This is a genomic window from Streptomyces sp. NPDC046759 (assembly GCF_040645475.1).
Lineage (GTDB): Bacteria > Actinomycetota > Actinomycetes > Streptomycetales > Streptomycetaceae > Streptomyces.
On record NZ_JBEYYJ010000009.1, the window covers coordinates 135,419 to 149,122 of the forward strand.

Below are 13,704 nucleotides of genomic sequence, written 5' to 3' on the forward strand. Positions count from 1 at the left end.
CCCATGACCACCGCCGCAGACGTCCATCCCGTCGACGAGACGCCCCCGGTACGGCACCTGGCGGCCTTCGGGACGCAGCACGTGCTGGCGATGTACGCCGGTGCGGTGGCCGTGCCGCTGATCGTGGGCGGGGCGATGCATCTGTCGCCCGCCGACCTGGCGTATCTGATCACCGCCGACCTGCTGGTGTGCGGGATCGCCACGCTGATCCAGTGCGTCGGGTTCTGGCGGTTCGGCGTCCGGCTGCCGATCATGCAGGGGTGCACGTTCGCCGCCGTGTCGCCGATGGTGCTCATCGGGACGACGGGGGGCGGACTGCCCGCGATCTACGGCTCGGTGATCGTGGCGGGTCTGGCGATCATGCTGCTCGCGCCGGTCTTCGGCAGGCTGCTGCGGTTCTTTCCGCCCCTGGTGACCGGCACGGTGATCCTGATCATCGGGGTCTCGCTGCTGCCGGTCGCGGGCAACTGGGCGGCGGGCGGTGCCGGCGCCGGGGACTTCGGGGAGCCCAAGAACCTGGCGCTGGCGGCGTTCGTGCTGGTGGTGGTGCTGGCCGTGCAGCGGTTCGCGCCCGCGCCGGTCGCCCGGATCGCCGTCCTGATTGGCATCGCGGTGGGCCTGGCGGTCGCCGTGCCGTTCGGGTTCACCGACTTCAGCGGGGTCGGCGACGCCGACTGGGTGGGCATCAGCACGCCGTTCCACTTCGGGGCGCCGCGGTTCAGGGCGTCCGCGATCGTGTCCATGCTGGTGGTGGCCCTGGTCACGATGACCGAGACGACCGGTGACCTGATCGCCGTCGGCGAGCTGACCGGGCGGAAGGTCGAGCCGCGCTCACTCGCCGACGGGCTGCGCGCGGACGGTCTGTCGACGGTGCTGGGCGGGGTGTTCAACACCTTCCCGTACACGGCCTACGCGCAGAACGTGGGCCTGGTCGGGATGACCCGGGTACGCAGCCGCTGGGTGGTCGCGGCGGCAGGCGGGATCCTGGTGCTGCTCGGCCTGCTGCCGAAGCTGGGCGCGGTGGTCGCGGCGATCCCGGCACCGGTGCTGGGCGGCGCCGGGCTGGTCATGTTCGGCACGGTCGCGGCGAGCGGGCTGCGGACGCTGGCCCGGGTCGACTTCCACGGCAGCGGCAATCTGACCGTGGTGGCCGTGTCGGTGGCGATCGGCCTGCTTCCGGTGGGCGTGCCGACGGTCTACGAGAAGTTCCCCCACTGGTTCCAGACCGTGATGAACAGCGGCATCAGCGCGGGCAGCCTGTCCGCGATCGCACTCAATCTGCTCTTCAACCACCTTCCGGGGAAGACGGGTTCAGCCGTCCTCACCGAGGCGGACTGACTGCCGGTCCGCGGCGGCGAGGAGACTGTCGAGCAGCCCCGGGAAGAGACCGTCCAGGTCGTCCCGGCGCAGGCCGTTCATCTTGGCCGTGCCCCGGTAGACCTGCCGGACGACCCCGCTCTCCCGCAGTACCCGGAAGTGGTGCGTGGTGGTGGATTTGGTCACCGGCAGGTCGAACTGCGAGCAGGTCAACTCCGCTTCCCGAGCGGCGAGTTCGCGCACGATCCGCAGCCGCATCGGATCGCAGAGGGCATGCAGCACGGCCTCCAGGCGGATCTCCTCCCGCTCCGGATGCGGCAGCGCACGGCCGGCGGCGGTCTCGGTCACGGCGGCTGCCCTTCGTTCGGGAACTCCTCGACTGGGAGCATTGTACGAGAGTCATCGTAGTTTGACATCTCTCGTAGTACGAGGTCTATCGTACGAAGCGGCCAAGAGTCCCGTGACGGAACGGAGTCTGTCGTGAGCGCGCTCTTCGAGAGCATCACTTTGCGTGGAGTGACCATCCCGAACCGGGTGTGGATGCCCCCGATGTGCCAGTACTCGGCGGAGCCGGAGGGTCCGCTGGCGGGGGCCCCGCACGACTGGCACTTCGCTCACTACGCGGCGCGCGCCACGGGCGGCACCGGCCTGATCGTCGTCGAGGCCACCGCGGTCTCGCCGGAGGGCCGTATCTCGCCCTACGACCTGGGGCTGTGGAACGACACACAGGTGGAGGCCTTCCGGCGGGTCACCCGCTTCCTCACCGCCCAGGGCACCGTGCCTGGCATCCAGCTCGCGCACGGCGGCCGCAAGGCGTCCACCGACCAGCCCTGGAAGGGCGGCGCGCCGCTCGGGCCCAAGGCGCACGGCTGGCAGCCGGTCGCCCCGAGCGCGGTGCCCTTCGACCGGCGTCACCCCGTTCCCACAGAGCTGACCGTGGATCAGATACAGGTGATCGTCGGTCAGTTCGCCGCCGCGGCCCGCCGGGCGCTCGCCGCCGGCTTCGAGGTCGTCGAGATCCACGGCGCCCACGGGTACCTGATCAACGAGTTCCTCTCCCCGCACTCCAACCACCGCACCGACGCCTACGGCGGCTCGTACGAGAACCGCACCCGGTTCGCGCTCCAGGTCGTGGACGCCGTACGGGCCCTCTGGCCGGACAACAAGCCGGTCTTCTTCCGCGTCTCGGCCACCGACTGGCTGCAGGACGGCGGCTGGACCACGGAGGACACGGTCCGCTTCGCTCACGACCTGCACGCCCACGGCGTCGACCTGCTCGACGTCTCCACCGGCGGCAACGCCTCCGGCGTCACCATCCCGGCCGGGCCCGGCTACCAGGTGCCGTTCGCCGCCCGGGTCAGGGCCGAGACGCCGCTGACCGTCGCCGCCGTAGGGCTGATCACCGAGGCCGGGCAGGCCGAGAAGATCCTCACCAACGGCGAGGCGGACGCCGTCCTGCTCGGCCGCGAGCTGCTGCGCAACCCCTCCTGGGCCCGGCACGCCGCCCGGGAGCTGGGCGGCGAGGTCAGGGTGCCCGACCAGTACCACCGCTCGGTCTGAGCCCCGGAGTCAGCCCGGCAGCAGCCGGCCGACCGTCTCCTCCAGGCGGGGCAGCGCCCGCTGTCCCGCCAGGGCCAGAGCGATCGCCACCACCACCCCGGTCCAGGCCACCGGACCCAGCGGAGTGCACCCGACGGCGTGGCTCACGCCCGGGATCTGCACCGCAGCGATCAGCGCCGCGGCGGAGCCCAGGCAGGTGATCTGCACCAGCCGGCTGTCGCGCCGGTCCAGCCAGGTCTGCACGAGCTGGGTGCCGACCACCCCGCACAGCGCCATCGTGCCCGAGCGTCGGGCGGTGCCGGGCGTGAAGCGGCCGAACAGCCATGCCGTCACCGCGCCCAGGCAGGTGGTCAGCGCCCGGTGCCGGATCTGCCGCAGCAGGGGCTCGCCGAGAACGGCGGAGGCGTCCTCCGGTGATCCGCTGCGGGCGCGTGCGGTGCCGGGCCCGCCGTCCTCGGGCACCGTGTCGTGGCCCGGCATCCTGCCGGGCTCGCCGTCCTTCTCGGTCACCGCCACCGCCATCGACGGGAACAGGTCGGTGAAGAGGTTCACCATGAGCATCTGCCGGGTGGACAGCGGTGCCCGGCCGGACAGCAGCGTGCCGAGGATGCCGAACCCCACCTCGCCGGCGTTGCCGCCGATCAGGATGGCGATGGCGTCGGCCACGCTGTGCCACAGGGCCCGGCCCTCGCCGATCGCGTCGATCAGGACCGTCAGGTCGTCGTCGGTGAGGACGATGTCGGCGGCGTTGCGCGCGGCGGCCGAACCGCGCGCGTTGATGCCGACGCCGATGTCTGCGGCGCGGATGGCCGCGGCGTCGTTGGCGCCGTCGCCGACCATGCCGACGACGCGACCCGCGTCCCGCAGCGCCTCCACGACCTGGAGTTTCTGCTCGGGCGCCACCCGCGCGACGACGCCCGCGTCCCGCAGCATCCGGGCCCTGGCCGCCCGGTCCGCCGCCGCCAGCTCGTCCCCGGTGACCACCACGGTGTCCTCCGGCCAGCCCAGATCCGCGGCGATGGCCCGCGCGGTCTGCGGATGGTCGCCGGTGAGCATGACCGGCCGTACGCCCGCCTTGTTCAGCCCGGCCACGAGCGCCGTGGACGTCTCACGCGGCACGTCGGACAGCGCCAGCAGTCCGGTGAAGTCCAGCTCCCGCAGCGGCTGTTCCAGGACGTCGGCCGGATCCTCGTCCGCGCCGAGCCGCCGTTCGGCCACCGCCAGCACCCTGAGGCCGTTGCCGGCCAGCGTGTGCGCCGCCTCGGAGGCGTGCTCCGCATGCCCGGAGCAGGCGGGCAGCACGGTCTCCGGAGCGCCCTTGACCACGAGCACCGCCGGGCCGTCGCCGGTGCGGCCGACGGCGGCGGCGTATCCGCGCGCGGCCTCGAACGGCAGGTCCGCGAGCTGTGTCCAGTCCGGGTCCGGACCGGACGCGGCCAGCACGGCCTCGTCGGTGGCGTGCACCGGCCGGTCGCTGCCGCCGTTGAACTGCGGGCAGGCACGCGCGGCGGCGCGGACGGTTCCGGCGGATCCGGGGTCGTCGACCGCGCGGACCGTGCCCTCGGCGTCGGATGTGCGCACCAGGCGCAGCCGGTTCTCGGTGAGCGTGCCGGTCTTGTCGAAGCAGAAGGTGTCCATGCGGCCCAGCGCCTCCAGGGTGCGCGGGGTGCGGACGAGGACTCCGCCGCGGCTCAGCCGCCGGGCGGCAGCGAGCTGCGCGACCGTGGCGACCAGCGGCAGCCCCTCCGGTACGGCCGCCACGGCCACCGCCACCCCACCGCTGACCGCCTCCCTGATGGGGGTGCCGCGCACCAGCGCCAGACCCGTCACCGCGGCGCCGCCCGCCAGGGTCAACGGCAGTGCCTTGCGGGTGAGTTCCTGCAGCCGGGCCTGAACGCCGCCGGCCGGGGGCGTACGGGCGGCCAGGTGGACGGCGCGGGCGGCCTCGGTGCGGTCACCGATGTCGACGACCACGGCCTGGGCCTGGCCCGCCACCACGGTCGTGCCCTCGAAGACCATGCAGCGCCGGTCGGCGACCGGGGCGTGCGGGGTCGGGTCCGTCTGCTTCTCCACCGGCAGCGACTCGCCGGTCAGGGCGGACTCGTCGACCTCCAGGCCCTCCTGCCACAGCAGCCGGGCGTCGGCGGGCACGACGTCGTCCGCCTTCAGCTGGATCACATCGCCCGGATGCAGCTTGCCGGCCTCCACGGTGCGGGTGCCGCCGGCCGGCGCCTCGGCCTCCGGCGGCACGAGCCGCGCCTTCTGTTTCTGCTCGGCGAGCAGTCCGGACAGGGCTCGCTCGGCGCGCAGCCGCTGGAAGCCACCGACCAGGGCGTTCAGGTCCAGGGCGCCGACGACGAGCAGGGCGTCCACGACCGAGCCGAGGATCGCGGACGCCGCCGACCCCACCGCGAGGACCGGGGTGAGCGGGTCGTGGAGTTCGCCGCGCACGGCCCGGCCTAGCCGGTAGGACCAGCGCACGGGTGCGGCCGCGGGATGCTTGAAAACACCGGCTACGGCCTTGCGGGCGTGGTCGGTGAGCCCCTCGAACGCGGTGCTCTCGGCGACGGGTTCGCGCTCCAGCCGCTCCCGGGCCTGCTCCGGGTCCAGCTCGTGCCAGTGCACGCGCGGACGCGGGTGCGGGGGCCGGGCCGTGGCCACACCGAGCGCGGCCCTGGCCCCGGAGAAGAGGGCCGACACGGCGGCGGCGTCGACGGGAGCGTGCCGCAGTCCCGGCAGGGCGGCGAGGCGTCCTCGGCCGCCGCGCGACTCGCCGACGGCCACGAGGAGCCCGGAGAGGGCGGCACCGGAGCGGGCCAGGGTCTGGGCGTGCCGGCCGACCGTGCGGGCGGCCGGGATGGCGGTCAGCACCCGCCACACGTCGGGCAGTCCGTTCAGGGCCAGGATGTCCGCGCCCCAGACCACGGCGCCGTCCTGGTCGGTGAGGGCGACGGCGATGTCCGCGGCCCGCAGCCCGGCCAGGAGGTCGTGCTCGTCGGCCGAGCGCACCCGGGCGACGGCGAGCACGGGGTCCCTGTCGCGGCGCGCCTCGTACACCACGTCGTCCAGTGGCCGCCGCGCGTCGACGACCTGATCGGCGAGGCCGGTGAAGTCCTCGAGGGCGGGGTCGTCCACGAGCACCACCCTCAGGCCCGCCCGGCGGGCCGCGTCCAGCACCGGTTCGGCCCACGGATCGGCCTCGCCCTCGCCGGTGCGCAGCACGCTGGGGTGCAGGACGACCGTGCCGGCCATCTCCAGCCGGCGCAGCCGGTCCGGGTCGCGCACCAGGACGCCCGTGCCGGCGAGCGCGGCGCTCAGGATGGCGTGGAAGGCGGCGGGGCCGTAACGAGCGGCCTTCGGCGAGCCGGCCAGGACCGCCTCCGCCGCCTCGGCTCCGTCGTGCTTGACCAGAAGGGTGGCCGCGGCGCCGATCAGGCTGCCCGCGGAGGCGTGCTCGGCGTACTCCTGGGCCGGGGACTCCCGCAGTGGCGGCCGGGGGGCGCCGTCCGCGGGGAGGCTGAGGCGGCCGGGCGCGACCAGCTGGTCGTGCACCGCGTCGAAGGCGGCGGCCCGGGCCACCGTCTCGGTCACCTGGCAGGCCCGCACGGCGCCGTCGAGCACGAGCGAGGTGGGGGTCTGCCCGGCGCTGTGGACGGCGGCGTTCACGCCGGCGAGGACGAGGTCCATGCGGGTGTCTCCCAGCCGGGCGCGCAGCCAGCCGCGAAAGCGCGGGTTCTCCCGCAGCAGCGTCACCACCGCGGTCGCCAGGCGGGGGGAGGGCGGCAGCCGGAGCGAATAGGCGGTGATCCCGGCGGCGATGCCCACCGCGTCGGCGGCGAGCGTGGCCGCGGCCGCGCGCACGCCGGCCGGGTCCGCGGGGTGCGTGGTTTCCTCCACGTCTCCGGCGGACAGGGCCAGTCCGTTTCGCTCGGCCAGCTCCGCGGCCTTGGCGACGACCTGGTCGGAGGCCTCTCCCTCGGTCGCGGTCACCACCAGACGCGCGAGTCCCTCGTCCCAGTACGCGAAGAGCACGTCCGGCCGCTCCGCCAGCGTCTCGGCCACCCGGCGCGCCAGGTGCGCGGTGCCTCCCGCGCTCCGCACGTGTTCCTTGTCCACGGGCCGCAGCGCCAGGTGGGCGCGGGCGCCGGCCCGCCAGTGGTCACCGGCGCCGGGCAGGGCGTTGCGCGCGACCCGGGCCACCCGTACGGCGGCGTCCGCGCCGCGCACTCCGGCGCGCACCGTTCCCGCGGCGGCACCGGCGGCCACCCCGACCGCCGGCGCGAGCAGCCGCGGGGCGGAGGGCAGCGCCCGTAGGGCTGCCGAGGGCATCGTCAGCACTCCGAGCACGAAACCCTCCTCAGAGCGTGGTGCGGTCGGGCCGCGCCGTGGGACCGAGCGGCCCGCTGGACGGCTTGACCGCCGGTCCCTCGGTGCCGCGCGTGGTTTGGGCGCCGCCGGAGATCCTGGTGTTCCCGGCTCCTGTGGCGTCGTCCGGCTGCCCGCTGCTTCCGGGCGTAGGGCTGCTTCGCGAGACGGTGGCGCCGGGTTGTCCGGTGTCGCCGGTTGCCCGGCTCGCTCCCGAGGCCTCCGCATCGCCGGGAGCCCGGGCCACGGGGCCGGGGCCGCCGGTCGCCGCAGCCCCGCCGGGCGCCTCGGTCCGGCCCTCGTCGGCCGCCGCCGCGCCCGTACCGCCGGCCTCGCCCCCCGCTGCCGCCGACGACACGCCACCCGTGCCGACGCCGCCATGGCCGGACCTCAGGGCCGCGGCGCCGAGATCGCGGGCGGGCTCGGGACGCTGCCCGGCCGCGGGCCCACCGCCCGCCGGATGAGCGGGCCGGGGCTGGGTGAGCCAGGCCACGGCGGCGCCGGTGAGGGCCACGGGCCACTCCACCACGCCCGCGGCACCGAGTACTCCGGCCCCCGCGTACACCGCGATGCGCCGGCCGCGGGGCGAGACCGCGCCGACCTTGTCCAGTGTTTCCTCCGCGGCCCTGCTCACGGTTCCGGCGCCGGGCACTTTGCGCAGTACCGAGGCTGCGCCGCGCAGGGGCGCCGTGAGGACCGACGACTTCTGCTCAGCCATGACTCTCCTCGGGTGAGATCGTCTGGTGCCCCACCGAGTGCCCGCCTCCGCGCAGGTCATCCCCCATCTCTCCCGGGGAACGGTGCTCTTCCCAGGGAACGCCCTGGAGCGCGCCCGCGCCACCCGCGCGGCGCGGGTCCCCGCTCCACGGACCGCAGCGACCGGCGTCCGCTCCGCGGGCCTCGGCGGCCGCCGCGGAGGCGTCCGTCGGAGACGGGGACGGGGACGGGGACGGCCGGGACGAGGGCCCGGTGGCCCCTGGGGTTCAGGTGCGGCCGGTTCCCGGCGTGCAGGGCGGGCAGCACCCGGTCCGGTGCCGAGGAATCGAATGGCCGCGCGGGCGCCGAGCCGCGCCGGCTAGGGGCGCCACGACTCCCTGTACGCGGGATGGCCGGCGAACGGCAGGGCGAGGAGACGGAGGGTGGCGCAGGGGGCCGGTCGCCCGGCCGCTTCCGCCGGTTGCCGCGCAGGTGCGGCCCCGGCCGTCGTCCGCCGGCCGGTGCTCCGCCGGCAGCGCCCGCCGCGCCTCGACGCCGCGCAGGAGGCGCGCCGGGTCGTGACGCGCCACATGGGTCAGCAGCAGCACCGGGTCCTTGGCACCGAACTGCACCATGGGCGTGTGCGTGACACCGTCTTTCCGGGAGGTGAGCACCTGCTCGATCTCGTCGGCCATGACGCCCCGGACGGCGCCGGGCGCCCCGGTGATCGCATCCCGGGCCACCCGCTCCTCCTCCTGGAACCGGGCCCACAGAAACCCTTCGAGGGCAGCGGCGGTCATGCGGCGCGCTCCCTTCGCCCCACCGACGCTGCCAGCTCCCGCTGGTAGCCGGCGTACGCCGTGCGCAGGGCCTCTCCCGGCCAGTCGGCCGGGAGGAGGCCGGGCGGCAGGACGGGGTCGGTGAGCAGGTGCCGCACGGCCGCGGCATAGGCGGTGAGGCGGGCCGCAGGGCTCCGGGCCGCAGCGGCGTGGGCGAGCAGCCGCCGCGCGGTGGCCGCCCAGGTGTCCAGCGGCCACAGCCGGGCGACGAGGTCGTGCGGGGGCTCATCGGGGCGCGCCGTGTACGTCCGGGCGACGGAGCCCAGCGTCCCGGGCAGCGCCCGGTCGAGGTTGGCCGGGCGCAGCCACACGCCTTCGCGCAGTTCGGCCAGGCGCAGTGCGGTCAACCGGGCGCGCAGGTCGGCGCGTTCGGCGGGGCCGCGGCCGGTCGCCGTGATCACCACCATCTCCCAGTCGCCGTCCCACGCGCGCGTGGTGGGCCGCAGCGCGTCGTCCTGACGTCGCTGGCGCGCCAGCAGCCGGTCGCTGAGCCGGTAGACGGCGTCGGTGCGGCGCAGGTCGCCCGCGGTCACCATCCGGCTCAGTGCGGCCCGCAGCGTGGCTCCGCCGACGCCGAAGGGTTCCACCAGCCGGACGAGGTCCTTCACCGGCAGCTCCGCCGGGTGCGCGCCGAGGAGCAGGCTCAGCACGACCGACCGCGCGGACAGCGGCCGCAGACCTGCCGCCTCCGGATCGGGCGAGTCGTTCATGCGCATGAGCACGTACTGTACGTGCGCCTCCGTTGTTGCACTATTGCTACAGTCGCACAGATAATGCAACATGCTGCCATGGTCTCGAATCCCGCGCAGCCGCCCTCGCCCTCACCCTCGCACTCGTCCTCGCAGCCCGGGCCGCAGTACGCCACGCACGACGTCACCAACCAGCCCCCGTCCCTGGCTCCGTACGACGCCTCCGACGACCCGGCCCTGCTGGAGGGGCTGCGCCGGGAGGGTGCCGCGTGGGCCGAGGACGGCATCCGGCGCCTCGGGGTGCGCGCCGGCAGCGCGGAGGCGCAGGAGTGGGGTGAGCTGGCCAACCGTCACGAGCCGGTCCTGCGCACCCACGACCGCTACGGCCACCGCGTCGACGAGGTGGAGTTCCACCCCAGTTGGCACCACCTGATGCGCACGGCGGTCGCCGAGGGCCTGGCCGGCGCCCCCTGGGCGGACGAGCGGCCCGGCGCCCACGTGGCACGTACCGCGGGCGGCCTGGTGTGGGGACACACGGAGGCCGGGCACGGCTGCCCGACCTCGATGACGTACGCCGCCGTGCCCGCGCTGCGCGCGCAGCCGGATCTGGCCAAGGTCTACGAACCGCTGCTGACCAGCCGGGAGTACGACCCCCGGCTGCGCGTGCCGACCGAGAAGCCCGGACTCCTCGCGGGCATGGGCATGACGGAGAAGCAGGGCGGGTCGGACGTCCGGACGAACACCACGGTGGCCACGCCCACCGGCGAGACCGGCGTGTACACGCTGCGCGGCCACAAGTGGTTCACGTCGGCGCCGATGTGCGACGTCTTCCTCGTGCTGGCGCAGGCCCCGGGAGGTCTGTCGTGCTTCCTGGTGCCGCGCGTGCTGCCGGACGGCAGCCGCAACACCTTCCGCATCCAGCGCCTGAAGGACAAGCTGGGCAACCGCTCCAACGCCTCCTCGGAGCCGGAGTTCGACGGGACCGTGGCCTGGCTGGTGGGGCCCGAGGGGCGAGGTGTGAAGACCATCATCGAGATGGTCAACTGCACCCGGCTGGACTGTGTGATGTCCTCGGCGACGCTGATGCGCAGGACGCTCGTCGAGGCGGGCCACCACGCCCGGCACCGCAGTGCGTTCGGCGCCCGGCTGATCGACCAGCCGCTGATGCGCAACGTCCTGGCCGACCTGGCGCTGGAGTCGGAGGCGGCGACGACGCTCACGCTGCGGCTGGCCGGCGCGGCCGACCGCGCGGTGCGCGGGGACGCCGGGGAGCGGGCCTTGCGGCGGATCGCCACGGCCGTCGGCAAGTACTGGGTCACCAAGCGGGGCCCGGCCTTCACCGCGGAGGCGCTGGAGTGCCTGGGCGGCAACGGCTACGTCGAGGACTCAGGGATGCCCCGGCACTACCGGGAGGCGCCGCTGCTGTCGATCTGGGAGGGCTCGGGCAACGTCAACGCGCTCGACGTACTGCGCGCCCTCGGCCGTGAACCGGACACCGCCGAGACCCTGTTCGGCGAACTCGCGCTCGCGCGGGGGGCGGACGCCCGTCTGGATGCCGCCGTCGCCGCGCTCAAGGACCAGTTGGCCGAAACCGACCAGGTGGGTGCCCGCCGGCTGGTCGAGCGGATGGCACTGGCCCTCCAGGCCTCCCTGCTGGTCCGGTACGCCCCGCACCCGGTGGCCGACGCCTTCTGCGCGAGCCGGCTGGGCGGCGACTGGGGTCACGCGTTCGGCACGCTGCCCGCCGGGGCCGGGCTCGACGCGATCCTCGACAGGGCGCTGCCCGGCCTGAACTGACCCCTCCCCCGGGCCTGTACGGCCCGTTCGCGGTCCTCCCCCCGGGCGCGTACGTGCCGCTCGCGCCCTGGCCGGTGACAGCCGACGAATCGCACACAGTCAGCGCGCAACTCCGGACCGTTGTCAGTGCCGTGGTGCACACTCGCGATCAGGTGACACTCGTCTGGGGAGGACAACGTGTTCACGGGGATCGACGAGGTCGACTGGGCCTCGCTGCAGCACGCGTACGGCAGCGCGGAGGACGTGCCCGGGTGGTTACGGGCGCTGGCCTCCGCCGACACCGTCGAGCGATCGACCGCCCTCGACGGGATGTACGGCGCACTGCAGGGATGTGTGTACGACTCGACGCTGGCCTGCGTGCCGTTCCTGCTCTCGCTCGCGGGCCGCGAGGAGGTCCCGGACCGCAGCGGCATCGTGGAACTGCTGGTGGGCATCGGCGCGGAGAGCCCGGACGGGGACCGGCGTGCCCGGGAGGCGGTGTGCGCGGGCGCCGAGGTCTTCGTCCAGCTCACCGGGGACCCGGACCCGGCGGTGCGCGGGGCGGCCGCCGGGGCCCTCGTCCGCTTCCTGGGCCCGCCCGCCCGCGTCCTGGAACTGTTACGGCAGCGGCTGCGGGCCGAGCGGGACGACCGTGTCCTGCTCGCCCTTGCGGAGGCACTCGGGCTGTTCGTCCAGCGGTACCCCGCGCACGCCGACACCGCGGTGGACCTGCTGGCCGAGCACAGCGCGCCGCCGTACGCCCCCGGGCTGCGGCTCGCCGCCCTCGGGCAGCTCGCCTCGGTCGCGCCCGCCCGGTCGCCCGCGGACCTGGTCCCGACGGCCGTCCGGCTGCTTCGGGAGCGCTCCGGGCATCGTGCCCGGGTCCCCGAGCCCGTCGCTGCCCACTCCCTCGTCGGACGGCTACGGCGGCTGCGCCCGTACGACGAGGAGGGCTCCCGTCTGCTGCGCACCCTGCACACCGCGCTCGGTGACCGCGTGGCGGACCGGAGCGCGCTCCTTTGGGGCCAGCTGACCAGTCCGGACCCGGTGGACCGGTGCACCGGTGTGTGGCTGGCCGCGGCGCTGCTGCGCGGCTGGCGCGGCGACCACGGCGACACGGTCCGACTGCTCGGCGCCCAACTGGACGCCGAGCAGGACTCGTTGCGGGATGCGGCGGTCTGCGTGCTGTCGGAGCTGTTCGGGCTGGCGGTACCCGCCGCGGACGACCTGTACGCGCTGGTGTGGGCCCGGCCCGACCTGTGGACGGATCGCTTCGAACGCGACGCCCCCACGCTGGGCGCTCCGCTCAAGGCACTGGCCAGGAGCGGCGATCCGCGCGCCGTCCCGGCTCTGGCCCATCTCCTGGCAGGCCCTGCGGCGCCGGTGGACCTTGGGTTCGAACTGGCCCACCTCGGCGCGGCCGCGGCCCCGCTCGCACCGGCGGTGCGGCACCTGCTCCGCCGGGTGCCCCCGGCGTCCCCCTCGACCGCCAGGCTCGCCGCGCCACTGCTGGCGGCGGTGGGCGCCCTCGGAGACCAGGACGCCGTTCCGGAGGTGCTGAGGCTGCTGGGGGCGCCCGGCGGACCCAAGGCGCAGGAAGCCGTCGCGGGCCAAGTCATCGAGACGTTGGAGACCCTGGGCGCCTCCGCATGGGCGGTAGGCCACCTCCGCGCGCTCCTGCACACCCGGCACGCCGCCGCAGCGGCCGGTGCTCTCTGGTCGGCCCAGCGCGACGCCTGCACCGTACTCCCCATACTGCTGCGGGAGTTGATTCAGGGGGATCCGGCGAGCCGGTGCCAGGCCGCCCGGCAGCTAGGCAGACTGGGTCCCGCCGCGCGCGACGCGCTGCCCGCGCTGCGCCGGGCGGCCCGGTCACGACTCACCCGGGAACGGGCTACTGCCGCGAGCGCGCTCTGGCACATCGCCGCGGATCCGGAGCCGGTCCTGCCGGTGTTCCGTGAGGCATGGGCGGAGGACCCGCGCACCCGCCTTCCGATCGCCCGATGCCTCTCCGCGATGGGCCCGGCCGCCGCGCCGCTGCGGCACCTGGCGGCGGGCGAACTGGCCGCCCGGCGCCGCCACATGGCCCACGTGGGCGGCAACGGCGGCCCGCGCATACCGCAGGACGAGGCCCTGCTGACCGCGTGCCGGGAGGTGCTGGCGGCGGTGTAGGGGCGAGCGTCGGGGTGGACGCCTGCCCGAGGCCGCGATTCCGGGACGCCGCTGTCCGCATCCTCGTCGGGGGGGACGGCCCAACGAGGGGGGAGACATGTCGGTGACAGGGCGTAGGGCGGGCAAGGCTGGTACGGCCACGTGGACTTCGGTGGACAGGACGGGCGCACGCCGGACGTGGACGGGCAGGACAGCCACCCGGACGTCACCCCACACGACAGGCGCACGCCACACGGGCAAGGCTGATACGGCCACGTGGACTTCGGTGGACAGGACGGGCGCACGCCAGA

Annotated in this window: 8 protein-coding genes and 2 pseudogenes; 4 read left to right on the forward strand and 6 right to left on the reverse strand. The window is 75.0% G+C overall.

Features of this window, described 5'->3' with window-relative positions; all coding sequences use genetic code 11:
• Positions 1 to 3: 3 nt before the first annotated feature.
• Complete coding sequence (locus tag ABZ919_RS15020) at positions 4 to 1,338, forward strand: nucleobase:cation symporter-2 family protein (protein WP_361247441.1); 1,335 nt, start codon at positions 4 to 6, stop codon at positions 1,336 to 1,338.
• Here the strand turns inward: ABZ919_RS15020 and ABZ919_RS15025 are convergent.
• Positions 1,312 to 1,665, reverse strand: a complete 354-nt coding sequence (locus ABZ919_RS15025) for a helix-turn-helix domain-containing protein (RefSeq protein WP_361247443.1) — start codon at positions 1,663 to 1,665, stop codon at positions 1,312 to 1,314. The genes ABZ919_RS15020 and ABZ919_RS15025 overlap by 27 nt on opposite strands.
• A gap of 132 nt (positions 1,666 to 1,797) precedes the next feature.
• Between ABZ919_RS15025 and ABZ919_RS15030 the strand changes: the two genes are divergently transcribed.
• Positions 1,798 to 2,877 (forward strand): NADH:flavin oxidoreductase/NADH oxidase, encoded by a 1,080-nt coding sequence (locus tag ABZ919_RS15030; RefSeq protein WP_361247444.1) that lies wholly within the window; start codon positions 1,798 to 1,800, stop codon positions 2,875 to 2,877.
• A 9-nt stretch (positions 2,878 to 2,886) separates the two neighbouring features.
• On the opposite strand, the gene ABZ919_RS15035 is transcribed toward ABZ919_RS15030, so the two are convergent.
• The 5 genes and pseudogenes from ABZ919_RS15035 to ABZ919_RS15055 all read right to left on the reverse strand — a co-directional run bounded on the left by ABZ919_RS15035 (position 2,887) and on the right by ABZ919_RS15055 (position 9,493).
• Complete coding sequence (locus tag ABZ919_RS15035; RefSeq protein WP_361247621.1) at positions 2,887 to 7,206, reverse strand: cation-translocating P-type ATPase; 4,320 nt, start codon at positions 7,204 to 7,206, stop codon at positions 2,887 to 2,889.
• A 502-nt stretch (positions 7,207 to 7,708) separates the two neighbouring features.
• Positions 7,709 to 7,960 (reverse strand): annotated as a pseudogene (locus ABZ919_RS15040) (hypothetical protein); the annotation flags it as partial.
• A 357-nt stretch (positions 7,961 to 8,317) separates the two neighbouring features.
• A complete protein-coding gene (locus tag ABZ919_RS15045) occupies positions 8,318 to 8,530 on the reverse strand; it encodes a DUF6221 family protein (protein ID WP_361247623.1) in 213 nt (70 codons plus the stop codon).
• Positions 8,451 to 8,738: pseudogene (locus tag ABZ919_RS15050) on the reverse strand (DUF6221 family protein); the annotation flags it as partial. The pseudogene ABZ919_RS15050 and the gene ABZ919_RS15045, both read right to left, overlap by 80 nt.
• The gene (locus tag ABZ919_RS15055) at positions 8,735 to 9,493 is read right to left on the reverse strand and encodes a PaaX family transcriptional regulator C-terminal domain-containing protein (protein ID WP_361247446.1); all 759 of its coding nucleotides are present in this window, start codon (positions 9,491 to 9,493) and stop codon (positions 8,735 to 8,737) included. The pseudogene ABZ919_RS15050 and the gene ABZ919_RS15055, both read right to left, overlap by 4 nt.
• A 72-nt stretch (positions 9,494 to 9,565) precedes the next feature.
• Between ABZ919_RS15055 and ABZ919_RS15060 the strand changes: the two genes are divergently transcribed.
• Both ABZ919_RS15060 and ABZ919_RS15065 read left to right on the forward strand, forming a co-directional pair.
• Complete coding sequence (locus ABZ919_RS15060; protein WP_361247448.1) at positions 9,566 to 11,263, forward strand: DNA alkylation response protein; 1,698 nt, start codon at positions 9,566 to 9,568, stop codon at positions 11,261 to 11,263.
• Between the two features lie 177 nt (positions 11,264 to 11,440).
• Positions 11,441 to 13,414 (forward strand): HEAT repeat domain-containing protein, encoded by a 1,974-nt coding sequence (locus ABZ919_RS15065; RefSeq protein WP_361247450.1) that lies wholly within the window; start codon positions 11,441 to 11,443, stop codon positions 13,412 to 13,414.
• Positions 13,415 to 13,704: the final 290 nt, after the last annotated feature.

Coding starts and splice junctions, on each gene's coding strand:
- ABZ919_RS15045 (WP_361247623.1), bottom strand. CDS start 8,530: ATGTGGCGCGTCACGACCCGGCGCGCCTCCTGCGCGGCGTCGAGGCGC.
- ABZ919_RS15035 (WP_361247621.1), bottom strand. CDS start 7,206: ATGCCCTCGGCAGCCCTACGGGCGCTGCCCTCCGCCCCGCGGCTGCTC.
- ABZ919_RS15055 (WP_361247446.1), bottom strand. CDS start 9,493: ATGCGCATGAACGACTCGCCCGATCCGGAGGCGGCAGGTCTGCGGCCG.
- ABZ919_RS15060 (WP_361247448.1), top strand. CDS start 9,566: ATGGTCTCGAATCCCGCGCAGCCGCCCTCGCCCTCACCCTCGCACTCG.
- ABZ919_RS15020 (WP_361247441.1), top strand. CDS start 4: ATGACCACCGCCGCAGACGTCCATCCCGTCGACGAGACGCCCCCGGTA.